The 24,545-nt window shown below is 35.7% G+C and carries 25 protein-coding genes; 4 read left to right on the top strand and 21 right to left on the bottom strand.

Annotated elements, in window-relative coordinates; genetic code table 11:
- Positions 1-2: 2 nt before the first annotated feature.
- The 6 genes from ACFQ32_RS04200 to glmS all read right to left on the bottom strand — a co-directional run bounded on the left by ACFQ32_RS04200 (position 3) and on the right by glmS (position 7,137).
- Complete coding sequence (locus tag ACFQ32_RS04200) at positions 3-1,400, bottom strand: DHA2 family efflux MFS transporter permease subunit (protein WP_046324649.1); 1,398 nt, start codon at positions 1,398-1,400, stop codon at positions 3-5.
- Positions 1,401-1,531: 131 nt separating this feature from the next.
- The gene (locus ACFQ32_RS04205; protein ID WP_046324648.1) at positions 1,532-3,055 is read right to left on the bottom strand and encodes a glycosyltransferase; all 1,524 of its coding nucleotides are present in this window, start codon (positions 3,053-3,055) and stop codon (positions 1,532-1,534) included.
- A gap of 132 nt (positions 3,056-3,187) precedes the next feature.
- Positions 3,188-3,898, bottom strand: coding sequence for a hypothetical protein (locus ACFQ32_RS04210; protein ID WP_046324647.1), 711 nt, complete (start codon positions 3,896-3,898; stop codon positions 3,188-3,190).
- A 35-nt stretch (positions 3,899-3,933) separates the two neighbouring features.
- On the bottom strand, positions 3,934-4,371 hold the full coding sequence (locus ACFQ32_RS04215; RefSeq protein ID WP_046324646.1) for a CopY/TcrY family copper transport repressor: 438 nt from the start codon (positions 4,369-4,371) through the stop codon (positions 3,934-3,936).
- Between the two features lie 24 nt (positions 4,372-4,395).
- The gene (locus ACFQ32_RS04220) at positions 4,396-5,211 is read right to left on the bottom strand and encodes a Cof-type HAD-IIB family hydrolase (RefSeq protein ID WP_046324645.1); all 816 of its coding nucleotides are present in this window, start codon (positions 5,209-5,211) and stop codon (positions 4,396-4,398) included.
- A gap of 114 nt (positions 5,212-5,325) precedes the next feature.
- The gene (glmS, locus tag ACFQ32_RS04225; protein ID WP_046324644.1) at positions 5,326-7,137 is read right to left on the bottom strand and encodes a glutamine--fructose-6-phosphate transaminase (isomerizing); all 1,812 of its coding nucleotides are present in this window, start codon (positions 7,135-7,137) and stop codon (positions 5,326-5,328) included.
- Between the two features lie 383 nt (positions 7,138-7,520).
- Between glmS and ACFQ32_RS04230 the strand changes: the two genes are divergently transcribed.
- Positions 7,521-8,534 carry an SLAP domain-containing protein gene (locus tag ACFQ32_RS04230; RefSeq protein WP_052724635.1) on the top strand — a complete coding sequence of 338 codons (1,014 nt, stop codon included), beginning with the start codon at positions 7,521-7,523 and terminating at the stop codon, positions 8,532-8,534.
- A 115-nt stretch (positions 8,535-8,649) separates the two neighbouring features.
- Here ACFQ32_RS04230 and glmM read toward each other — a convergent pair whose 3' ends face one another.
- Genes glmM through murB form a run of 4 tightly spaced genes read right to left on the bottom strand, consistent with a single transcriptional unit; the run spans position 8,650 to position 12,786 of the window.
- Positions 8,650-10,002 carry a phosphoglucosamine mutase gene (gene glmM / locus ACFQ32_RS04235; RefSeq protein WP_046324643.1) on the bottom strand — a complete coding sequence of 451 codons (1,353 nt, stop codon included), beginning with the start codon at positions 10,000-10,002 and terminating at the stop codon, positions 8,650-8,652.
- Between the two features lie 20 nt (positions 10,003-10,022).
- The gene (locus ACFQ32_RS04240) at positions 10,023-11,000 is read right to left on the bottom strand and encodes a CdaR family protein (protein ID WP_046324642.1); all 978 of its coding nucleotides are present in this window, start codon (positions 10,998-11,000) and stop codon (positions 10,023-10,025) included.
- Positions 10,997-11,842, bottom strand: a complete 846-nt coding sequence (gene cdaA / locus ACFQ32_RS04245; protein ID WP_046324641.1) for a diadenylate cyclase CdaA — start codon at positions 11,840-11,842, stop codon at positions 10,997-10,999. Before cdaA ends, ACFQ32_RS04240 begins: the two co-directional genes overlap by 4 nt.
- Before the next feature lie 44 nt (positions 11,843-11,886).
- Positions 11,887-12,786: a UDP-N-acetylmuramate dehydrogenase gene (murB, locus tag ACFQ32_RS04250; RefSeq protein WP_046324640.1), complete on the bottom strand. Its 900-nt coding sequence runs from the start codon at positions 12,784-12,786 to the stop codon at positions 11,887-11,889.
- 99 nt (positions 12,787-12,885) lie between these two features.
- On the opposite strand from murB, the gene ACFQ32_RS04255 reads away from it, so the two are divergent.
- Positions 12,886-13,419 carry a 3'-5' exonuclease gene (locus ACFQ32_RS04255; RefSeq protein WP_046324639.1) on the top strand — a complete coding sequence of 178 codons (534 nt, stop codon included), beginning with the start codon at positions 12,886-12,888 and terminating at the stop codon, positions 13,417-13,419.
- A gap of 31 nt (positions 13,420-13,450) precedes the next feature.
- Here the strand turns inward: ACFQ32_RS04255 and tsaE are convergent, their stop codons facing one another.
- The 3 genes from tsaE to ACFQ32_RS04270 are packed head-to-tail and all read right to left on the bottom strand — an operon-like array spanning position 13,451 to position 15,619.
- Entirely contained in the window at positions 13,451-13,924 is a 474-nt protein-coding gene (gene tsaE, locus ACFQ32_RS04260; protein ID WP_046324638.1) for a tRNA (adenosine(37)-N6)-threonylcarbamoyltransferase complex ATPase subunit type 1 TsaE, read from the bottom strand.
- A complete protein-coding gene (gene pta / locus ACFQ32_RS04265; RefSeq protein ID WP_046324637.1) occupies positions 13,914-14,912 on the bottom strand; it encodes a phosphate acetyltransferase in 999 nt (332 codons plus the stop codon). Before pta ends, tsaE begins: the two co-directional genes overlap by 11 nt.
- Before the next feature lie 11 nt (positions 14,913-14,923).
- Positions 14,924-15,619, bottom strand: coding sequence for a uracil-DNA glycosylase (locus tag ACFQ32_RS04270; protein ID WP_046324636.1), 696 nt, complete (start codon positions 15,617-15,619; stop codon positions 14,924-14,926).
- 180 nt (positions 15,620-15,799) lie between these two features.
- Here ACFQ32_RS04270 and ACFQ32_RS04275 point away from each other — a divergent pair, with 180 nt between their 5' ends.
- On the top strand, positions 15,800-16,675 hold the full coding sequence (locus ACFQ32_RS04275; RefSeq protein ID WP_046324635.1) for a Cof-type HAD-IIB family hydrolase: 876 nt from the start codon (positions 15,800-15,802) through the stop codon (positions 16,673-16,675).
- 10 nt (positions 16,676-16,685) lie between these two features.
- Entirely contained in the window at positions 16,686-17,207 is a 522-nt protein-coding gene (locus ACFQ32_RS04280; protein ID WP_046324634.1) for a hypothetical protein, read from the top strand.
- Positions 17,208-17,277: 70 nt separating this feature from the next.
- Here the strand turns inward: ACFQ32_RS04280 and ACFQ32_RS04285 are convergent, their stop codons facing one another.
- The 8 genes from ACFQ32_RS04285 to ACFQ32_RS04320 all read right to left on the bottom strand — a co-directional run bounded on the left by ACFQ32_RS04285 (position 17,278) and on the right by ACFQ32_RS04320 (position 24,537).
- Positions 17,278-18,846, bottom strand: a complete 1,569-nt coding sequence (locus ACFQ32_RS04285) for an ATP-binding cassette domain-containing protein (RefSeq protein WP_046324633.1) — start codon at positions 18,844-18,846, stop codon at positions 17,278-17,280.
- Between the two features lie 204 nt (positions 18,847-19,050).
- Complete coding sequence (locus tag ACFQ32_RS04290) at positions 19,051-19,443, bottom strand: MerR family transcriptional regulator (RefSeq protein WP_084619531.1); 393 nt, start codon at positions 19,441-19,443, stop codon at positions 19,051-19,053.
- A gap of 13 nt (positions 19,444-19,456) precedes the next feature.
- On the bottom strand, positions 19,457-20,311 hold the full coding sequence (locus ACFQ32_RS04295; protein ID WP_046324631.1) for an aldo/keto reductase: 855 nt from the start codon (positions 20,309-20,311) through the stop codon (positions 19,457-19,459).
- Between the two features lie 87 nt (positions 20,312-20,398).
- A complete protein-coding gene (locus tag ACFQ32_RS04300; protein ID WP_046324630.1) occupies positions 20,399-20,968 on the bottom strand; it encodes a GDSL-type esterase/lipase family protein in 570 nt (189 codons plus the stop codon).
- 62 nt (positions 20,969-21,030) lie between these two features.
- Positions 21,031-21,636, bottom strand: a complete 606-nt coding sequence (locus ACFQ32_RS04305) for a hypothetical protein (protein WP_046324629.1) — start codon at positions 21,634-21,636, stop codon at positions 21,031-21,033.
- A 140-nt stretch (positions 21,637-21,776) separates the two neighbouring features.
- The gene (locus ACFQ32_RS04310; RefSeq protein ID WP_046324628.1) at positions 21,777-22,409 is read right to left on the bottom strand and encodes a hypothetical protein; all 633 of its coding nucleotides are present in this window, start codon (positions 22,407-22,409) and stop codon (positions 21,777-21,779) included.
- A gap of 136 nt (positions 22,410-22,545) precedes the next feature.
- Positions 22,546-23,301, bottom strand: coding sequence for a triose-phosphate isomerase (tpiA, locus tag ACFQ32_RS04315; protein ID WP_046324627.1), 756 nt, complete (start codon positions 23,299-23,301; stop codon positions 22,546-22,548).
- Positions 23,302-23,325: 24 nt separating this feature from the next.
- The gene (locus tag ACFQ32_RS04320) at positions 23,326-24,537 is read right to left on the bottom strand and encodes a phosphoglycerate kinase (protein WP_046324626.1); all 1,212 of its coding nucleotides are present in this window, start codon (positions 24,535-24,537) and stop codon (positions 23,326-23,328) included.
- Positions 24,538-24,545: the final 8 nt, after the last annotated feature.

Genomic DNA, 24,545 nt, shown 5'->3' on the forward strand with positions numbered 1-24,545 from the left:
TTTCATTCCTTTGCTTTTACTGGTTTTGTAGCCTGATAAAGTAAGTATACACCAATAAGGACAATAATTAGAATAAAAATTAGACCGACTTGTGCGGCATCAATGTATTTTCCAGAAGTAGAATTTTGACTACTCATCTGCTCTACGAATTGCATGATGGCTGAAATAACTGCAGTGCCAACCGCACCAGCAAATTGCTGTGCCATATTGAACAGACCGTTACCATCAGTACTTTCTTTTTCGTCAAGTTGACCAATAGAAGCTGTCATAGTATCACCCATTACTAAACCTATTCCCAGCATCGTAATGGTATAAAACAAGATTATCTTGCCAGAGGTTAACGATGAAGCAAATAAACAATATAATATGCCACCAATTATTTCAAAAACAGCTCCAGTCATAATTGGCTTTTTTGGTCCATAGTTATCAAGCAACCTGCCACTAATTGGTGACATAATTGCTCCTACGAGCCCACCGATTAGTAATAACAGACCCGCAGTCATCGCAGTAGAATGGTTGACAATTTGGACGTAATTAGGCAAGATGAACGACAAACCCAAGGTATTTACCTGGAAAATAAAGTAGGCTGTAATTCCTTGAGTGAATCTGATGTTTTTAAAAACACGAATATTAATCAGTGGATTAGTAGTATTCAATGAGTGTCTAATAAAAATGATTAAACTGATTATTCCTAATGCTAAAGGTAAAACAAACATGAACGGTTTTTGTAAAATTGTAGACAAGTTGCTAAAAGCAAAAATTAAACCAATAAATGTTAAAGCAATGCTCAGAAAGCCGGTAGTATCAAGCCTAGTATGCTTAATGCTCTCGGTTTGACTTGTTATTGAAGTTAAGCCCATGATCAAAGATATTACCATCACGGGGATAATAAAGATAAAAATATAACGCCAGCCTAAATTATTAACAACCAACCCGCCAAAACTTGGTCCTAAAGCTGGAGCTACAGCAGTAATCATTGTTCCTATTCCCATAAGGAGGCCGAGTTTATCAAGCGGTGTCCTTTCCAAAATGATATTAAACATTAAGGGAATAGCTATTCCTGCGCCCGCGCCCTGAATTACGCGACCAATAACTAAAAAAATAAATTGGTTAGCAACTGCGTCGATCACCAATCCGCAAATAAATAAAGAAGCGGCTGTTACAAACAGCTTTTTCGAACTAAAGTTTCTTTTTAAATATGCCGATAGCGGCATAATAATGGAAGCAACCAGTAAATAGCCCGTTGTCATCCATTGTACTGTGGCCATATTAACATGAAAATCATTCATTAAAACTTGAAAAGTAACGTTCCCTGCCGTTTCAATTAGCACACCTGAAAATGACATCAGTCCAGCTGCGAAAATTGAACAAATTAATTTTGCATCTAATTTTCTTTCCATTCGAATTCCTCCTGGTTATTTAGTTAGCAAGCTAACTAAATAACCATAGTAACTCACATTTTTTTGAAATGCAATAAATTAAAAGCAAAGAAAAACCACCTTGAATTTCAAAGTGACTTTTTAAATGCTATTTATTTATCTGTATTAATCACATATTTTTTCCAGTAACGCCAAACATTATCACTGGAAAAGCGCTTAGCATTTTGATAAGCACCCTCATTCATTTTCCTGCGTAATTTTGGACTAGCAAAGAATTCACTAATTTTAGCTGCTAAGTCATCTATATGACCACTTGGCACGACAAAACCGCTCTGACCATCAGCAATCAAGTCTGCTGGACCATAATTGATATCATATGCAAATACCGGAACGCCGTGTGATTGAGCTTCAACTATTGAAAGCGGGGCTCCTTCGTATCTTGAAGAAAGAATTGAAAGTTGAGCATTGTCATAGACATAATCCATATCTTGGGTGTAACCCATAAAGTGAACTACATTTTCCAACTTGAGATCTCGCACCAGCTTCTTTAGCATGTTTTCTTCTTTGAAATTATCCGCGCCATTGCCATAACCATAAATATCTAGAGTAAGCGTATCATTATTTTGATAAGCTTGATTAAAGGCTTTGATCGCGTCATCAATTCGTTTTTCATGGAATAAACGAGCTACAATTATTATTTTCCCTTTTATACGCTCACTCATTGGGATATGCTCTGCATGTAACTGCTCATCTGGTACTATTCCCACAGGTATAGCTACTATCGGCACTTGCGTTCTTAGTCTTTCACGCATGTCATCCGCTTGATGTTTTCCAGGAGTGACTACTAAGTCGGTTTTACTGAGTAATTCGTTATTAGAAATTGAGTTGTAAGTAAGAGGTGAAGTAGGATCCCAGTAGTCTCTGAAGTGAATATTATGAAAATGTTCGATTTTTCTGGCAGGCGTTTTCATATTAATCATTGGCACGTTGGTAATATTACTGCGATCAGAGATAAAGGTTGACCTTTCATCCCCATCCTGCTGGTTTAATTCATCAAGCATAATAGTAAAGGCTTGACCACTATTCATAAGTGAGTGTACAACACCTTGAATATCAGTCAATTGAATGTTAGTTGCTGGATATGAATTCGGTCTTTTTTCATATGAAATCTCGTAATATATGGTATTGTCGGGACGGAAAAACAATTCACAGACTAAATGTCCATCCACTGTATCATAAATTTGTGTTAGGCTTTTAAACCCACGAGTATCATAAAAGTCCTGCTTAATGCAGTTGACATCTCCGTTATAATATTTAATCGTGTCCACACTACCATTAGGCAACATATTAATAGTCATGGTTTTACGATTATCTTCGTACACTTCATAACCATTATTGATTTTTTTCACCTTATTAAAGTTTGGTATCGGTAAATCTTTTATCGTGACAACGTGACTAGCAAACTTTACCGTACCGGCAAAGAAGTCAAACATATTGACATAATCATCATCAGTCATGCCATACAAAGGTAAATTACGATGTGCAAAGCGATTAAACTCCGACATAACAATCTTTGCTTTAACATGATTACGTTTAAATAACTTTAATCTTTTTACTTCTGCGTGCTCTATACCTGAACTATTTGCGTCTAATCTATTGTTTAAAAAGTAGTACATTAATTTGTCCTTTATTTATACATTTGAATCACTATTAATTTTAGCACACATTTAATAAGTATTTACGTTACGTTAAAATAAATAAGCATTAACCTAATTTTTTAGGTAATGCTTAATTTTAAAATTAATATTTTATTCTTTTTTTGTTAGCTTTAAAACTAATGGCCAAATCAATGCTGTTATCACACCTACTGCCAATCCTGCCCACAGCACTGGAGAAACAGTTAACGAAATTCCTTGAGCAACATTACTTTCCAGCCATTGTACTAATTGGTTAGCTAAGAATTGTAATGCTCCAAAGGATCCCACAGATGCAATTAACAAAATAATTGCAGCCCAATATTTACCAAATAATATTAACAAAGCGGATAGGATAAAAATTAGTATTGCGGCAAAAAAGCAATAATGGAAAATAGTGATACTTTGATTAACCTGATTCTGGTTTTCTTTCAAACCGTCGTTAATTTTGTTTAGTAACAATTTGCTAACTGCTTTTTGCACATCATTATTCTCTGGAAAAGATAAACTTTTAGCCGTCACTTCACCATTTTCCTGGTAACTTGCACCTAAATTGTACAAACTGGTATAAGACATATCATGATGATATTTTTTAGGTAATTGTTCGAGAATTTTGTCTTCAACACCAAAGTCCTTAGCCAATTTCAATGTACTCTTTAGTCTTGAATCACCTGTATTGTTAACACTCTTTTTGATCACTGTTTGAGCCAGACCACGAACATTTTGCACATTCACTGTTATCGGGGACTCTATCATTAGAAAACCGGAAACACCAACCGCTGCAACAAAAATTAGCCGTAACAAAATACTAGCGAATTTTCTCATTTAATTAACCTCCTAAAAAATATTAACTGTTTAATCTAACAGACATGTTGACCCGAAGCCAGACAGTTACAATTAACCATTTCAGGAGCATGCTCCTTTTTTAGAGCAAGTTCTTTTTCAATCTGGGTAATATCACCTTGAGAAAGAGGCATATCCTTCAGAATTGCTATCATTACCTTACCTTTATGCATATCACACATGTGGCACATCATTTCATTAGTGACTTGAATCATCATCTCTATCTGCGTAACAGTAGCGGAGTATACAAAACGGCGACCGTCCTTACGGGTTTTTAGCAGACCCTTTTTGACTAAGCGACCCATCAGAGTTTTAATAGTTGACTCAGACCAATCCTTTTTTGCTTGCAGTTGCTGAATCACATCACCAGTGTGAATTTCTCCTAAAGTCCACACTATTCTCATAACTTCCCACTCAGCTTCGGAAATATTATGTTCTTTATTTTTTTCTACCATAATAATCAACCTAGTTTTATTTTACTACAGAACAAACTTTTTTAGTGCTTTGGCAATTCCATCATTGTCATTATCTGCAGTCACATAATCTGCATTGTCTTTGATCATTCCCACAGCATTACCCATGGCTACTTTTTTGAAATCAGGATTAGTAAACATCGAAATATCGTTGCCCTGATCGCCAAAAACCATAACTTGACTTGACTTAATTTTCAGTCTCTCGGCTAATTGCTGGACTGCATTACCCTTAGAAGCATCTTTAATGTTAATTTCAACAATAGAAGAAAAGCTGCGGACAATATCATACTTGGCAAAGGCCCATTGAGGGATATTATTCCACAATTTATCAACTTCACGTTCATCATCAAGAACACTAAGCCCCACTTTATTAAAAGTAAAATCTTGTGGTATTTCTTCTGCTTTCCTCACTTTAATCACATTTTTATTATAGATAGCATTTCTAGCTAAATTTACTCCTATATCACGATCACATGTCCAGTAACACTCAGGAGTTTCAAAATGAAGGTTGATATGGGCTAATCTTTGCAAGCGACGCATATTAGAGAAATCACGGTAGTTCATTTCTTCATTCATTAAAATATTTCCCGCCAGATCCTGAATTACTGCACCATTGAAAACAATGTCATATTGTCTTGCGCCTTGTAAACCTAATTGTTTATTAAATTCAATTGTACCAGACAATGGTCGACCTGTGGCTAAAACCACCTTAATGCCCTGACTGTCAGCTTGTTTCAGTACCCTTTCAGTTTCCGGTGAAATCTGTTTAGAGGTGGTAAGTAAAGTACCATCTAAATCAACCGCAATCAATTTTATTGCCAAAATAATATCCTCCTACACTTTTTCACTATCTTCTTTATTATACAAAAAGTCGTAATTACTTACGACTTTTTCAAAAAATATTCTCTTTTAAAACAAAACAGAAACTCAAAAAGTTTATTCTACAGTAACGCTTTTCGCCAAATTACGCGGCTTATCAACATCTAGTCCTTTATCTTTAGCCGCAAAATATGCAAATAATTGTGCTGCTACTACACTAACAAGTGGCGAAAGATAATAATTAACTTCAGGTAAAACAATATCATCGTTAGGTTTAGCTAATGATTTACGCGCAATAGTAATAACAGTTGCTCCACGTGCAATTACCTCCTGAATGTTTCCCCGCATCAAATCTGCCGTAACAGGGTCATTAATCAAAGCGATTACAGGTGTGCCTTTTTCAATCAATGAAATTGTGCCATGCTTTAATTCCGCTGCTGCAAAACCTTCTGTTTGAATATATGACACTTCTTTAAGTTTAAGGGCAGCTTCCAAAGCGACCGGATAATCAATACCCCTGCCAATATAAAATGCATTGCGACTAGGTATTAAATTTTTTTGTGCTAGTTGCTCTATTTTGGCTTGACTGGAAATCACTTGTTCAATTCCTTCTGCAGCTAAAGCGAAATTCTTTTTCAAATCAAAAGCTGCAGCATCTTTAACACCTAATTTTTCTCCTAATGCCTTGGCAACTATAGCTTGAACGGCAACTTGGGCAGTATAAGCTTTAGTTGAAGCTACAGCAATTTCGGGCCCAGCTTCAAGTGACATGGCATAATTAGCTTCGCGCGCTAAAGTAGAATTGGGAACATTCGTCAAAGTTAGACTAGGAATACCACGTCTAATCGCTTGTTGCAAGACAACGCGTGAATCAGCCGTTTCACCTGATTGCGATAAGAAAATAAAGAATGGGTGTTTTGACATCATTGGAAAATGGTAACCTGCTTCAGATGCAAATCCTACTTCAGTTGGAATCTTAGTCAGCTTTTCAAAAAGTTGTTTACCAATTAAGCCCGCATGATAACTGGTACCAGCAGCAAAGATATACAGTCTATCTGTCTGAGATAGAGCATTAATAATTTTAGCATCTACTTTAGGGTCACCATTTTGATCAAGATAATGTTGATCTAAGTGCCGTAAAACACTCGGCTGTTCACAAATTTCTTTAAGCATGTAAAATTCATAAGTACCCTTAGAAGCAGCATTTTCATCAATATTTAACTCATAGTGCTGATGATCAACCTTTTGACCAGCAACAGTTTCAAGCCGATACCCATCTTGCGTAATGTCTCCGACTTCACCATCTTGTAGATCAACGAAAGTTTTGGTTTGATCCAATACTGATAAGGCATCAGATGCGATAACATTAAAGCCATTACCCAGTCCCAGCATCAAAGGAGATTTATTTTTAGCAATAAAAATATGATCTGGATTTTGATTGTCAACTAATAAAAGAGCATATGATCCCTTAATCACTTGTAGAGTCTGTTTTAGAGCCGTAAATGCATCTTCATTTTTTTCACGAGCAAATTTACTAACTAATTGAACTATTACCTCGGTATCAGTGTCAGACTTAAAGGTAACATCATTTAAGTATTGCTTTTTTATTTCTTGGTAATTTTCAATTACGCCATTATGAACCAGATAAAAGCGTTCAGTTTCATCAAATTGGGGATGAGCATTAGTTTCAGTGGGCTTACCATGTGTTGCCCAACGAGTATGACCAATTCCAATCATACCCTGCTCTTCTGGAGTCATTTTGTTCTTCAAGTCCTCAATACGACCAGCAGTTTTAGTTAAATATTCTTTTCCTGCCAAATCATTGAGGTAAATTCCTGCAGAATCATATCCGCGATACTCAAGCTTAGATAATCCATTTAAAACAATTTCTCTAGCAGACTTTCCAACTATGCCAACAATTCCACACATATTCTTCTCCTTTGGTCTAGTAAAAATAATTAATTTGGATTAATTAGTTAATTCAACTTACGTATGGAATATTAGCCTTTTTTAATAAATTGGTCAAGCAATATTTTAAAAATTGGTCTATACAATAATGTAAAATTACTATTACTAACACAAAAGTTTGCCCAAATAAGTGATGAAAATCTTAAATGGAGGCCAGTTAAACAGTTATACATTTAAATAAGCATATGCTTAAGCTGTTGTGTAAAATGCAAAAGTGATATTTAAGTATTATTCAAAAAAAAGCGGGCTTCTTGCTATCTTTTTTGTTTTACGTAAAGTTATCATTCTTAATAGACAATTTAATAGCTAGCTATTAGAATTTAAGGATAAAAGGGGTAATTACAATGAAAATTAACAAAAAATTGTTTATTAGCTTAGTAGCTGGAATATTGACAATAGCATCAATAGCAGCTACTACGACTAATATTGATCAAGCTCAAACTACTACGTCAAATGTAAATTCTGAGCAAGGCAAGCTAACCTTAAATCATAAGACTCGTGTTTATAACAAAAAGGGTAAGAAAAAATATTCTTATCTTAAAACGAATGGGCTGCTAAAAAAGGGTGCTTTAGTAAGATACGTTGGCAAAATTAAAGCCTTATCTGATCCAAATACTAAGCGTTATTCGTTTAGTGACGAAGATATGAACTGGTATTATCTACCATATAAGACAATTAAGGGGAAGCAATACTACAATATCGGTCATGGTGGGTATATTAAAGCTGTGAATGTTGACAGTATCAATGGAAATAGACTAGTTACTAATTATGTTACTGTTACAATAGCTTCCTGGCCGTTTTCTTCTGATAAAGATTTTACAAAAGCCAGACTTGTTAATAATAAAGGTGAATTTACCGATAAATATGTTAAAAAAGGAACGAAACTGGTAGTTGATCGTTTTAGTAATAGAGAAGAGTTAGCGGGTACGAATAAAATTGATATGCTTGATAATGGTGTAGTTCTAGAAGTATACCGCATAAAAAACAATAAAAACTTGTTTGTTTTAAGAGACGACCTTAAAACACCGCCTCGTCAAAGTCTAATACCGTATACCAATATTATGACTGTAAAATTTGTGAATGACGCATATCTTTATAATACAAAAGGAGAATTGGGAGACGAATCAAGATTTAGACCTGGTGATACGGTTTCGGTTACAAGTTTAAGATATATATGGGTTCCAGAAGATAAAAAAGCAGAGCTGTTTTATGAAGTTTTAGATTCACCTTCATCAGTGTTAAACTGTAACTTTGTAAAAGTTTCTACTGCTAAATATATTTTTGGTAAACATTTAAAGCCAGTGAATACAGCAGCTGATGTCACGTCAGCCAACACAGAAAAAGTCGTAAAAGAATAATACAAATATTTTTGAGTAAAGTTTGTATAATAAGACCCCAAAATTGAAGTCAATTTTGGGGTCTTATTATTATTTACCTGCTTTTTAACTCAAAAATGCAATGGGTTTATTTTACTTACACGCCCATTTCCTTTTCAACTACATCAGTTATTCTCTTCACATAGGCATCAGTTTCCTCTTGGGTTGGTCCTTCAGCCATTACACGCAAAAGTGACTGTGTTCCGGAAGGTCGCACTAATACTCTACCATCGTCACCCATATCGTTTTCAACCTCTTTTATTATATCTAAAATAGGTTGATGTTCTTTCCAGGAATTCTTATCTTTTACCGGAACATTTACCAGACACTGTGGATATTCTTTAAAATCAGTTAGTAACTCAGTTAGAGTTTTGCCAGTTCTTTTCATCACTAACATCAAATGTAAACCTGTTAGCATTCCGTCACCGGTATTATGATAATCACTCATAATCACGTGACCCGATTGTTCTCCACCTAAATTATAGCCATGCGCACGCATTTCTTCTGAAACATAGCGGTCGCCTACCTGAGTCCGGACATTTTTAATGCCACGCCTTTGCAAAGCTTTAGTAAATCCCAGATTACTCATTACAGTGGTAACGATTGTATCTTTTTTCAAACGACCACCATCTTCCATATAGCTGCCGAGTATATACATAATGTGGTCACCATCAACCTCGTGACCATTTTCATCGACAGCGATACAACGATCAGCATCACCGTCAAATGCAAGACCAAGTTGTGCGCCCTGTTTCACTACTTCTTCCTGCAGTTTTTCAGTATGAGTGGCTCCAACGTGATCATTAATGTTAAGGCCATCGGGATGAATAGCAATAGTAGTGAAGTCAACACCACAATCAGCAAATAACCGTGAAATTAGGCTGCTGGCGGCACCATTAGCACCATCAATCACAACCTTAATGCCACTAAGGTCTTCGGGAATAGTATTTTCAATAAACTGTAAATATTTGGCACTACCTTCATGAAAATCGGTAACAGAACCCAATCCTTTGGCAGAAGGTCGAGGTAAACTATCTTCAGGAGCATCAATCAATTTTTCAATTTCGCCTTCCATTTCGTCCGACAATTTCAAACCATCGCTGCCAAAGAACTTAATACCATTGTCTTCCACAGGATTATGGGAAGCAGAGATTTGAACACCTGCATCAGCGCCTTGAGCACGAACTAGATACGATAATCCCGGTGTAGTAATTACACCTACCTCCAAGACCTCAATTCCAACAGAAAGAAGTCCCGATATTAAGGCATATTCCAACATCTGGCCAGAAATCCTGGTATCACGAGAAACCAAAACTTTGGCCTGTTCTTCTTTAGACTTGTTTTTAGTTAAGACGTAACCACCGTCTCGCCCTAGTTTAAATGCCAATTCAGAAGATAAATCTTGATTAGCCACCCCACGAACACCATCAGTGCCAAAATATTTTAACATTACTAAACAACCTTTCTTTCTTATTTATCAACATTTTGTGTGTCTTTTGTATTTTCTACCTTTATATCAACATTGATTTGCCTTGGATTCGATTTAACTACACCGTCAGGTAAATTGAAAGTAATAGTTTTGGTAGCAGAAACATTAACAGAACCTAAATCAATGGGAACTTTCAAGCGCTTAACTTTCGCCAGAGCATCTTCATTGCCATATAAAGTTACATATTTAGTTTTAGCAGTCAATGAGTAAATTTTACTTGTTTTTTCATGTTCAGGCTCAAGCTGAACTTTTACTACTTTTTTTGCCGTTGTAATAGGTATTGTTACTTTAGCAGTTGCAGGATCAATTATTACATTCAACTGTCTGCCCTTATTATCTACTGCAATCAGGTTTACCTGGCGCTCATAAGTGTGATCAATACCATTAGGTAAAACCACCCTGGCAACAATCTGATCGATTTGATCAACTTCTGAGCGAGCCCCAGTTACCTCCACCTGTTGTGGATAAACACTTGAATGACCTCTCTGATAACCAGGGGCTACAGCACCCTTATTATACTCTATTTGTACAGGCATTGTAGTTGACTTACGTCGCTGAATGTCAACAGTAATATTTCGCGGCTTGACTGAATAAGAAATTTGCTTATTAATGCCATTAATATGAATTTTGACATTATGTTTACCAATGCTTTTTTTCGTCAAGTCAATGTAAGCTCTAAAATTTTGGGTATTGATCGTAGAAGTAACAAGTGCCGTAGACCCTTCCAAAGTAACACTAACTCTTTCGGGATAGCCTACAACGTAATACTTATCCGTATCAACTGAAACCTGCAAAGGTACTTTGATAGTTTCAGTCTTATTAGCAGTTTGCTTTGTCTTTTCAGTTTGTCCCTGAGATAAAAATCCTTCTTGGGTGGAATTGACATAAATAACTAATAAAACTGCAATTAAAAGGGAAACCAGCCTGATAAACCAAGATTTTTTCCAAAACTCTTTCATCGGTCAGCACCCCATTTCCATATTTTACGGATAATTTTTTGATACCATTTATCATTATCATTTTTCTTTGGTACCAATTCAGCAGTAAGATATTTTAGATATTCATCCCGAGTCATATCGACCATAAAGCGACCGTTACGGGTAATTGTTACCCCACCTGTTTCCTCGGAGACAACGACGGTAATTGCATCTGTCACTTCGGAAATACCTACAGCAGCCCGGTGACGGGTTCCCAATCTTTTAGGAATCATACTATTATCTGAAAGTGGTAAATAAGCTGCTGCCACTGCAATTTTGTGATCCTTGTTAATAATCACGGCACCATCGTGTAATGGAGTATTAGGAATAAAAATGTTAATTAATAATTCTCCTGTAACATCGGCGTTAAGCTTGATCCCAGTTTCAATATAATCTTCCAGGCCAGTTTCTTGCTGGATAGTAATGAGTGCCCCAATTCTTCTTTTTGACATATATTGAATAGCTTTGTCAATTTCATTAATAAACTTAATTGATTCGCTTCGAGCACTGTCCTCGCGACCGCCAAAAATTGGCAGGCGTCCTAAATGTTCGAGACCACGTCTAATTTCTGGTTGAAAAATCACAATAATTCCAACTACAGACCAAGAAACAATTTGGTCAATCAGCCAAGTCGTGGTATGTAGTTGCAGTATCCCTGCAATAATACGCACGATAAAAATCAGCACAATTCCCTTGGCTAGTTGGACAGCCTTAGTTCCCCTGATTAAAATAACTAAGTGATAAACTACAAACCAGATAATCAGGACATCAAGAATCGTAGATAAGTTGCCCCAAGTAAAAATATGTGCTCCGCTAGTTTGCATAAATACTCCTTTCTCTAATGTGTGAACATAATAATTGTAGCAGTTTATTCATCAGGTTCGCCAATTATTCTAACTTCAGTTTGCAAATCCAAACCAAATTGAGACTTAATTTTTGCCTGTATCAGATGAATTAAATTGAGGTAATCAGTCGCAGTAGCATTACCCTTATTTACAATAAATCCGGCGTGCTTGGTGGAATCTTGAGCGCCACCAATTTGCTTACCTTGTAATCCTGCCTTAATAATCATTGGACCAACATAGTGACCGGCCGGTCGTTTAAAAACACTGCCACATGAGGGGTATTCAAGCGGCTGTTTATATTTACGCAAAGCATTAAGATAATTCATTTCTGCTAAAATACGACTTTTGGCAGATCTTTTTAATGCAAAAACAGCCTCTATAACGATATCACCATTATCCTGGACTAATGAATGTCTATAAGAAAAATTCATTTCAGACAAAGAATATTGCTTTATTTTTCCCTTCCGCGTCATCACCTTGACACTTTGAATAACGTTACTAGTTTCACCTCCATAAGCACCAGCGTTCATGAAAACTGCACCACCAACACTTCCTGGTATCCCAGCTGCGAATTCTAACCCACTTAGGCCATGATGTGCAGCTGTAAAAGCCGTATCCACAATAGTGGCTCCTGCTTGAGCAACAACTTGATTACCTTCAACCTTAATTTGGTTCATCGCGGTTAATATTAAAACCAGACCTGAAATACCACCATCACGTATTATTAAGTTAGAAGCATTGCCTATTACAGTTAAGGGAATCTGGTTATCATAAGCAGTAATTACTAAATCTCTTAATTCACTTTCACTGTGAGGAAAAGCAAGTAATTCAGCTGGACCTCCTGTTTTCGTAAATGTGTATTTACTAAGTGGAACCTGTTTTTTTATTTCTAAACCTTTTTTGGTTAAATCTGATAACTTCAAAACCAAAATCCCCTTTTATCTAATCTTTTTCTATTTTACCTCATTCAGTTAAGAGCTTCATCATATGTTATACTAAAATTAAAATTTAAAGGAGATAACATGAATTTTATTGCGATGGATTTCGAAACGGCCAACAGACATCCTGAAAGTGCCTGCTCTTTGGCCTTGGTAATGGTTCGCAACAACCAAATTGTAGATCGCTTTTATACGGTAATTAATCCGCAAATGCCTTTTGATGCACGCAATATTCAAATCCACGATATCACTGCAGAAGACGTTAAGGATGCCCCGACTATGGCTGAAGTCTGGCCTAAAATTAAGGCACTTTATCAGCCTGGGATGTTGGTTACAGCGCACAATGCTCGGTTCGATACTAATGTAATGCGTCAAAGCTTAGCTCGCTATGATATTCCTGAACCGCATTATTTCGTCATCGATACCTTGCAGACCAGCAAATTATTTGAACCCAAGCTACCTAATCACAAACTGGATACAGTTTCTAAAGCTCTTAATGTGGAATTATGGCACCATCATAATGCTCTTAGCGATAGTGAAGCCTGTGCAGGTATTTTGATAGCGCAAAATGAAAAGTATGGAGACGAAGCTCTTAAAGGTTTGGTCTACCAAATATAAGCAAAAAAGCAGGGTTTAAAAACCCTACTTTTTAAGTTAGAAGCCGCAAAATATTTTTGACCCATTGTTTATATCTTTCACCCTTTGCCTTAAATTCAACTACTCGTTTAGTTGAAGACCAGCTATCATCTACTCTTTTAATGGTCAGTTGTAAAAATTGCTCAGGAAGTTCTTTTTGAATTACGTCTGGCCATTCAATTACCACTATTCCCGGTTCAGACAAATAGTTAGTCAAATCGATGGAAGATAAATCATCATTTTCTAAGCGATAAAAATCCATATGAAATAATGGCAGCTTGGCTTCAGGATATTCCCTCACAATAGTAAAAGTGGGACTTTTTACTGGGCGTTTAATTCCTAGAGCCCTGCCAATTCCTTGAGTTAAAGTCGTTTTACCAGCTCCGAGATCGCCATTTAGCAATAATAAGTCATGTGCCTGGGCAGTCTGAGCAATGGCTGCACCAAGCTCCTGCATTTTCTGAGCAGAATCAATACTAAGCTTCATTGTTTTCATCCCTTAATAACGCCTGCGCAGCAGTTAAAATTGCGATATTATAAACGTCCTGTGTACTGGCACCGCGTGACAGGTCGTTAACAGGTTTCTGTAATCCCTGCAAAATAGGACCAATAGCTGCAAAATTGCCCAAACGCTGAGCAATTTTATAGGAAATATTACCAGATTGCAGTTCAGGAAATATGAAGATATTTGCTTGGCCCTTTATTGCGGAATCAGGAGCCTTTTTAGCCGCCACAGCCGGCACAAAAGCGGCATCGAATTGCAGTTCACCATCTGCTGAAATTTCAGGATGTTCTTTATGAAAAAGCGCAGCGGCTTTCTTAACTTTGGTAACCATATCGCCTTTAGCTGAGCCTTTAGTTGAAAAACTCAAAAATGCAACTTTAGGATTTATATCAATCATTTTGGCGGTTTGAACTGATTGGTAGGCAATTTCCGCCAATGTTTCACTATCTGGCTCTAAATTGATAGCACAGTCTGCAAAAATATATTTCTCATCTTGGCGTTCCATAATGAAACTCCCAGAAACGCGTTTCATCCCTTCAGTTGTATGAATCAATTGTAGAGCAGGTCTAACCGTTTCAGCGGTTGAATGAGTTGCTCCAGATACCATGCCATCGGCCAGACCCATTTCCACCAACATAGTACCAAAATAATTGGGCTCATTTAATATTTCAGCAATATCAGCCTGCGGGACATTTTTTCTACGTGCCTTTACAAAGCTCTGGACCATCGCCTTTTTGCTTTTATAGTGAATCGGATCAACTATTGCTAATTCGTTAAAAGCTAAATTGTTTTTGCGGATTGTATTAGTTATTACTCCGGCATTACCTAATAAAATAGGTTTAATAATATTTGCCAGGGATAACTGACTGGTTGCTTTTAAAATACGTAAGTCGTTTCCCTCCGGAAAAACTATTTGATATACTTTTTTCGAATTTTGCACCTTATTTTTTAATAGATCAAAAACGCTCATTTATCTCCTACCTATGCTAAATCTGCTTGCGTAACCTTTGCCGGTAATTGCCAATCAATTGGGGTTTCTTCGAAATTTTTCAGCGCTTCATTGCAACGCGAAAACGGTCTTGAACCAAAGAATCCCCTATCAGCTGAATATGGACTTGGATGAGCTGATTTAATCACAAAATTTTTGTCTTGGTCAATTAAAACGATTTTGTTTTGAGCAAAGCGCCCCCACAAAATAAAGACTACTTTACCACGATCGCTCAAAGCTTTAATTGCGGCATCGGTCACAGCTTCCCAACCCTTTCCCTGATGACCATTAGCATGACCATAAGGAACTGTCAAAACAGCATTTAACAATAATACTCCCTGATCTGCCCATTTTTTTAAGTAACCGTGATTAACTGGACGGCAACCAACATCATCATATAATTCTTTATAAATATTTTGAAGGGAAGGAGGCAATTTCACTCCCGGATTAACCGCAAAACTCATTCCAGTTGCCTGACCAGGATTGTGATATGGATCTTGTCCTAAAATCACAACTTTTGTATTTGCAAACGAGGTTAGTTTGAAAGCAGTAAAAATATGATACATATCAGGATAAATTTTCTTTGTAGCATATTCTGTTTTTAAAAATTCATGTAATTGCTGATATTCTTTGCTTGCAAAAATGGGAGCCAATATTTCATCCCAGTCGTTACCAATAAACTTTTTCATTACTTCAACAGGCCTCTCTTTCACTAACTTTTATGGTATCATGAAATTAATTATCGATGTGGTGAAATTTAATACATTTTAGCTCTTTTTATCATCTAAAATTAAAAAGTAATAATTTCTTCATATATGGTAATATGGTAGATAAAGAAATGATCTGTAACTAGGAGGAGTTAATTATCTGTGATTAAATTAGTAGCTTGTGATTTAGACGGAACCCTGTTTAACAGCGATATAAGAATTTCAGACGAAAACGTGTCTGCAATTCGTGCAGCACAAAGAAATGGAATTGAATTTTTAGTAGCTACGGGGCGTGCACCACGGCAATCACGGAAAACTATTAGAGATTATGGCTTAAAAACGGGTTTTATTAATATCAATGGTGCATTAGTATATGACGCGAATGATGATTTGCAGATTAAGCATAAATTAACTAATGAGAAGGCACGTATAATCGCAAACATTCTTGAACAAAACAATATTTATTTTGAATTGGTTACCGCTGAACAAATATATTCAAGTGATATCAGTAAACGTGTGGTTAACTTGGCTCGTGCATTAATGACCCTGAATCCAGGAGTAACTTTTAAAAAAGCAGTTGCAACAGCGGCTGGTAGTAATGCTATGTTTAGCATGACCTTGGAAAAAAACTTTGACAAATTGTTAACTAACCCTAAAACCGAAATTATGAAAATAATTGCCTTTGATGCACACGGACCTGCTGCTTTTACCAAAGTTAAAAAAGAAATCAAGGGTGTAGACGGTGTTGTTGTGACATCAAGCTCTGCAGCTAACATTGAGATTAATGATATTAAAGCACAGAAAGGCCCTGCCCTTTTAGATTATGCCAGAAAAAAGGGTATTAAAAGAGAGGAAGTAGCCGCAATTGGGGATAATCTCAATGATGCCAGTATGATTAGGGATGCCGGCGTAGGAGTAGCTATGGCAAATGCAGTACCCGCTATTAAGAAATTAGCACAAGTCCGGACTAAATCAAACAATGATAATGGAGTTGCTTATATTTTAAGGAAATTTATTAAAAATAACGCAAAAGAATAGAGGTGCTTAAATGCGCTACTTATTGGAATTAACTCAGAAACAGGAATATGGTCAAATACCTGTCGCAAATGAAGAAGACCAAATTGAATATATTATTCAAGGTAATTTAGATAATCCTAATCATACCCTGTACTTAAAAAGGTTTACCGGCAAAGAAATAGGACGGCTGTACACTGATGGTAATGGCATTATCTCTTCTTACACCATTGATGTGGTTAATCATTCTTTGGTCAAAGTTAAACGGTTAAACAATAAGGTAGCTAACCTTTTCTATGTTACTCGCTTAAACTACATAGTTACTGGCAGTATAAAAAAAGGAAGTTATAAATTTCTTTTTGGGCTAAAAAAAGTTGCTACTGTTAAGACTGTTATTCGCAATGAGGGTGTCGTTTTAATTTGCGATATTGATCGTCCTGAAGACGTACCCTTTATATTATTATGCGCCACGCTTTTTACTCAGTGGCACACTACTCCGCTACGACTGCCAACTTTTCCACCCGTTGGTCGTAAATATAATGTTAATTTTAATTAAAAAGGCGCTACTTGCATGATAGCTTAGCTAAACTGCTAGTAACGCTTTTTTTAGGCTAGTTTACAAAATATTATTTTAATAGCAAATTTTTGAAGGAAAAGTTAGCAACTTCTGCACTTCGATGTGAAACAACAATTACGCTTTCCACCCTATTTAATAATTTTTGCAATAAATTTTGTGCTGTTTTCAAGTCAATACTGGAAAAGCTCTCATCCAGTAAAATTAATTTACCCTTAGTATCGATTAGTCTAGCTAACGCAATACGTTGAGTTTGACCGCCAGATAAGGAATTATAATGCCAATTTTCATTAACTTCAAAATCTTGTTTTACCCTATCTAGACTTGCTTTATTATAGTTTCGTCCCAGCAAGATATTATAATTAATACTGCGAGGAAACACTGTCACTGTCTGGGGCAGATAGATAATTATTGAGTTTATTACGTTACGGGGTATAACAGTAATATTGATCCCATTCAGTAAAATTTCGCCTTTAGTAGGAGTAAGTTGACCCGTTGCCAATTTAAGTAACGTGGATTTACCCCGGCCAGAAATCCCATTTAATTTATAAAAATTACCTTTTTTAAAGACATAAGAAAAGTTATGCAGAATTTTTTCTTTTGCATTAGGATATGAAAAGGTGACATTTTTAAATTCCAGTGACTGAAACTCCATTGAAAAATTAGTTTTAACAAAATTGTCATTTTCACTTTTCTCTTGTCCTTTCAGCTCATTAAATTTAGCAAAAATACTGGAAGTAGAAAGCAATTGTGCAAAGTAACGATTAATAATTCCGGCAGAGTCAAAAACCTTAGTAGCTAATTCAGCAGTGGACAAAATAGCACCTGCACTAATTTTTCCTTGAAAATGAAGAAGTCCTGTAATACCTAGAATAAGAAGTTGACTACCAATATTGATTACACCTGTAATAATATCCACAGCGGAACGTCTGACAGTGTTATGTACATTTGCCTTCTTTAAACTTTGTGATCCCGTCGCGACTAACTTCTTGATTTCACCCAAAGCGTTAAAAGCGTATAGAGTATCATAGCCGTGTAAACCGCTACTAGTAAATTTTAAAAAATTTTCGTTAGCCTGAGAAATTTTAGTAACCCCTGCTGTCAGAAATCTTTTGCAGAAACGCGGGACTAATATAATCACTAAAACTAATAAAATAGCTGCAAGAAATAGAATATTGCTATAAAGGTATAAAGCTATTAACGCAAAAATTTCATTACCACTAAAACGTACTATTAGAAAAAAGGTATTCAGACCTTCTTTTTGAATTAAATTGACATCATTTTGCAGGTAAGACTCATAATAATCCACTGGATTTTGTTTAAATTCATTTTGAGAAAGTTTAATTAGACTAGTAACAATGTCATTGCGAATATTGCTAAGAATATCTTGTATAACTGTTTCTTGAATATAACTTTCCAGAAAAGAAATAAGAAACGTGAGAAACCAAAGTAAAAAGATCACTACCAACATGCTCACAAAAGGCCTAATTTTGCTGGCAATTAAATAATTTGCCAGTACGGCCATTTTGGTAGCAGCCAAAACTTGCAATACAGAATTTACTAAAAGTAATAGACAAGATGTTATAACTGCAAATGCATGTTTTTTGAGATAATGATACATTTTGGCCCTCCTTTATTAGTTCACATGGCAGTAAAATAATTTCAGCAAAAGCTTTAATTATTTTTTAATTTATTAGTAATATTAACAAATTAAATTATGCTAAACAAGATATAATTGTAATTGTTCCAAATTTAACTTCTAATCAATAACAAAAACGCTCCTAAAATTACTAATTAGTTTTAAGAGCGTTTATCGTGGCAAGGCTTAAATGCGTTTTTCATATGCCAGTTTTTCTTTTTCAAAACTTAACAATTGATCATCAAAATGATCAATTTTATAATCAAGATAATTAACTGTTTTTTTAATATTTATAATTTCCTTATTCAGCTGGCTTCGTTGCACAACTAGCAAATGTTTCCGTATTTCTGCAGTTGAAGAGTCTTTCATATATAAATTGACAAACTTTTTTAATTTTTTGATAGACATACCTGCTTTACGTAAAACCATAATGTAAAAAACCCAGTTTTGCTCTTTTGTGTCATACACGCGATAGCCATTTTTGTCTCTTTTAACAGTAGGTATCAGCTTTTCTTTTCCCCAGTAACGTAAGGTATCTTTAGATAAGCTAAATTTTTTACTGATTTCGTTTATTGTCAAAATTCGTTTTCCTTTAATCTACGTTTCTAATTAAATCATGAATATTTTTCACTGATGCTGGATCACGATGATCAAAAAACTGACTTTCATTTTTATCCAGATTTTTTATTTGTGCCATTTCTGTTTGATTTAATTCAAAGTCAAAAATTTTACTGTTTTCTACCAAGCGATCGTGATGAATTGATTTTGGAATGACTACTATTCCTCTTTGAACTAACCAGCGTAAGATAACTTGACCAGTTGTTTTATGATGATCTGCAGCTATTTGCCGAATTAGTGAATTAGTAAACATATGATGCTTTCCTTCCGCGAAAGGTGCCCAAGCTTCGGGTTGAATTTTATTTTCTTGGAGGAAAGAAACTTCTTTTGCTTCTTGCATCCAAGGATTAATTTCAATTTGGTCAACAACAGGACGGATATCATTATACAAACTTAAATCGAGAACACGGTCTGGTGAAAAATTAGAAACTCCAATTGCTCTGATAATTCCGGCCTTATATGCTTCTTCCATTGCACGCCAGGAACCATAAACATCACCATAAGGCTGGTATATTAGATACAGATCTAAATAATCAAGCTGTAATTTTCTTAGAGAAGTGGTAATTGCCCGTTTGGTTGCATCATAACCTGTATCAGATACCCACAATTTAGTGGTGATAAACAAATCGGTTCTATCAACTCCACTGTTTTTAATGGCCTTTCCTACAGCCTCTTCATTACCATATGATGAAGCTGTGTCAATTAGACGATATCCTATTCGGATTGCATCCTCAACTACATTTTCAGCCATAGTCAGGTCAGTTATTTGAAAAACGCCTATACCTAGAGTAGGCATTGATATACCATTATTTAGTGTTGTTTCTATCATTTTGGTACTCCTTTATTAATTTGTAATAAAGTGTATACCTTAGAGTTAGCTCCATAGCAAGGATTTTTCTAATACTGAGCTTGATTCCTATTCTTGCAGTTTTTTAACTATTAAATTTGCTAATAGGTTATATCCTTCTTTTCCAAAATGTAAGCCGTCATCCAATTGCCCTTTACAGAGTGTTGTTAAATTGCCATGATCAATCATAGCTTGGAATAGATTAATAAAATTTAAATTGTAAGTTTCTGCTAACTTAATCAGCTCAGCAGTATAAACAGCAATTTCACGGTTGGTCCGCTTATTTTGCCTATTTTGATCAACAGCAGGCGGGGAAATTAAAATTACATTTTGAGGATAATATAAACAAATTATGCTAGATATAATAAGAGCCATGTTTCTCTTGAATTGAGCGATAGATACCCGCTTGTGTTTTGCTATATCGTTTGTTCCCAAAAGCAATACCAATTTATTGCAACGTTCAACTTTTAGGATCAAATCTGGCAGTAATGCATAAAAGGCTCCCGAATTTACTCCAGAAACTGCAGTATTGACAATCTCAACATCTGATATTTTTGCTTTTATTGCATTATTAATACGAGGTAGTTTTAAACCTTCTTTGCGAGCAATAATGCTATCTCCTGTTAATAATAGTTTCACTTTTTCTCCTTTTTAAAACTAAAAACTGTAATCACAATTAGTTGCGACTACAGTTTCAATAATTAACGTGGGTTAACTTTACTATATTTCATATCTTTAAATTCAAATGCACTATACTTATTTGTTATAGATTTTGTTTTAAAAAATTGGTTAGTTACTAAACCATCTTCTGGATTACTTTGAAATAAAACTTTATGTTTTTTACCAGCTATTTTTTCAGTCTTAACTGTGAAAGCATTTCCGTTTTTAGTTGTCTTTTCCTGTACCGGACTTAGTACGATCCACTTACTCCCATGCATTTTTTTACTGGACACTCGTAAATATTTTCCTAAAACGCTCTGATTTTCCTCTTGCCAAGCTGAAGGCATTTCCCAAGGATATTTCTTTGTGCCTTTGACCATTCCGACTTTTATTACTTTAAAATAATCATTAGTTAGAGGCATATTGATCGCAGACGCATGAATACTCATTGGATTGGGGGTAAAATTGTTATTGCTATACCATTTGCCACGCCAGGTTTTGGGAAATTTAAATTGTTTTGCAAAACCATATTTGTTTTTATTGGTTTTCTTAGCTTGCACTGTTTTCGGTTGAACACTTGCAAGTGGCACTGTCATAGGTATAGCTAAGCCTGCTAATGCAAATATAGTAATAATTTTTTTAGCCATTTTTCTCTCCTGTAAAATAATATTGTGTTTTTATTTATAGTAATAATTATAAACTGGTTGGTTGTATAAAGTAATTCAATTTATTAAAAAAACTAATTCCTTAATTGAGAATTAGTTTTAAAATCTGATATTTACTTTACCTAATATTGATTAAATGAAGGTGCATAAGTTTCACCCTTAAAATTATAGTGTTGATATTTTTGCGCTAATTTTGGTGAACGGAAGAACTGGTCAACGATTTCACCGGTTTTAGGATTAGCTTCAAATATTACTTTTTGAGTTTTACCAGCAACTTTTTCATTCCTTAATCTAAAAGCGAAGCCAATTTCAATATTGTTTTCATCTATTGGACTAAAGACAACCCATTTTTTGTTGCTAATCTTATTAGTGGTTATTCTACCCAAATGTTTGAAAATCTTGTCATGCTTGGTAAACCAACTTTGAGGCATTTGCCACAAGTATTTATTGGTGCCTTTTACTTTACCTGCTGAAACCAGTTCAACATATTCTCCTGTCCAAGGCGTATTGAAACCGTTCTTTTTAACGGTCATTTTGCTTAATTTATCATGAGTATTACTATACCATTTGCCACGCCACGATTTAGGAAACTTAAAGTCTCTCTTAAAACCATATTTTGTTTTGTTAGTAGAAATTTTGGCATTTTTTGCAGTATTTGCCGCTTGAACCAAATTCGTCTGATTAACACTAATTCCACTTGCTGCAGCTATAGCAGCCACAACAACTGCCCAAGTAATTGTTTTACGTAATTTCATAAACTTTACCTCCCATATTGGAATTATTTCACCCTATTATGGACACGCATTATGATAAAAGCAAGCGATAGTGGAAATATTAAACAAAAAAAGTCTCTGAAAAATCAGAGACTCTTTTATTATATACAGTTAAAAATTAATCTTGGTAATTTACTAATTCTAAGAATGAATCAGGTTTAAGTGAAGCACCACCGACTAAACCACCATCAATATCAGGTTTAGCCATTAATTCCTTAACATTACCTGGATTTACTGAACCACCATATTGAATTCTAACATTCTCAGCAGTTTCTTCGTTGTACAGATCTTTAACAGTATCACGAATAGTCTTGCACATTTCTTCAGCCTGGTCAGAACTGGCAGTCTTACCGGTACCAATAGCCCAGATAGGTTCATAAGCAATAACTAAACTAGCAACTTGATCAGCTGACAAACCGGAAAGTGCAGCCTTAATTTGACTAACTACCCAATCTTCTTGCTTGTTAGCTTCACGTGTCTCAAGTGATTCACCACAGCAAATAATTGGAGTAACGCCATTAGCAAATAAAGCCTTAGCTTTCTTATTAATGTCTTCGTCTGTTTCGTGAAAATAGCCACGGCGTTCGGAGTGACCAATAATACAATAGTTCATGCCCATTTCTTTTAAAACTTTAGGTGAAGTTTCACCAGTGAAGGCACCTTCATCTTCAAAATAAGCATTTTCTGCACCGACGCGCAGGTTTGTGCCAGCAGCTGCGTTCGCTAAACTTTCAAGATCGACGGCAGGAGCACAAATTAGTGCTTCAACCTTACTTGCTTCTGGCAATTTATCCTTTACAGCAGCAACAAATTCAGTTGTTTGCTTAGGATTCATATGTAATTTCCAGTTACCAGCAATAATTGGTGTACGCATGTAAATAATGTCCTTTCTTAAAGTTTACTTGTCTGAAATGCAGGCAATTCCTGGTAATTCTTTACCCTCAAGATATTGCAAGGAAGCACCACCACCAGTTGAAATGTGGGTGATCTTTGGAGCGATACCAAGTTGTTTAGCGGCTGCAGTTGAGTCACCACCACCGATAATAGTAGTAGCATCAGTTAAATCAGCAAGAGCCTTACCAACTTCTAGAGTACCTTCAGCAAAGTTGGACATTTCAAAGGCACCCATTGGTCCATTCCAAACAACAGTCTTGGCATCTTTTAAAACATCCTTGAACTTGGCAACAGTCTTAGGACCGATATCAAGACCCATCATGTTTTCTGGAATGTCATCGTCCACAACTTTACGGGCGGCATCGTTTGAAAATTCTGTTGCTGCGACATTGTCAACAGGTAATACAATCTTGCCATCAGCGTCTTTTAACAATTTTTTAGCAAGGTCAACTTTATCTGGTTCAAACAAAGATTTACCAATTTCATGACCTTGGGCAGCTAAGAAAGTATAAGCCATACCACCACCAATTAAAATGTGGTCAGATTTTGGAATGAGGTTAGTAATAACATCGATCTTGTCTGAAACCTTAGCACCACCTAAGATGGTAACAAATGGGTGTACAGGATTAGCAACAGCATCACCTAAAAACTTGATTTCCTTTTCCATTAAGAAACCAGCAGCAACAGGCTTGCCATCTTTCTTCATAGCTTCAGCGATACCAACATTGGATGCGTGACTTCTGTGAGCAGTACCAAAGGCATCGTTAACATACATGTCACCTAATGAAGCCCAGTATTCACCTAACTTAGGATCATTCTTGCTTTCACGTTTGCCAAAGTCATTGTCAATATCTTGGAAACGAGTGTTTTCAAGAACAGCAACGTCACCGTCTTGCATCTTGGCAACGGCATCTTCAACTTCTTTACCTTCGTTAGCTGGAACAAAGGTAACTGGTTTCTTTAAAAGTTCGCTTAAACGGTCAGCAACTGGTTTTAATGACAATTCTTTCTTATCATCATCTGACTTTACACGTCCCAAGTGACTGAGTAAAATTGCCTTACCACCATTTTCAATGATGTAGTTAATAGTAGGAAGTGCAGCAACAATTCTGTTGTCATCTCCGATCACACCATCTTTAATTGGCACGTTAAAATCAACACGAACTAAAACCTTTTTGCCCTTTACATCAAGGTCAGAAACAATTAATTTAGCCATCTATATCC

Origin of the sequence: Lactobacillus melliventris (genome assembly GCF_042679465.1) — a bacterium.
Classification (GTDB): domain Bacteria; phylum Bacillota; class Bacilli; order Lactobacillales; family Lactobacillaceae; genus Lactobacillus; species Lactobacillus melliventris.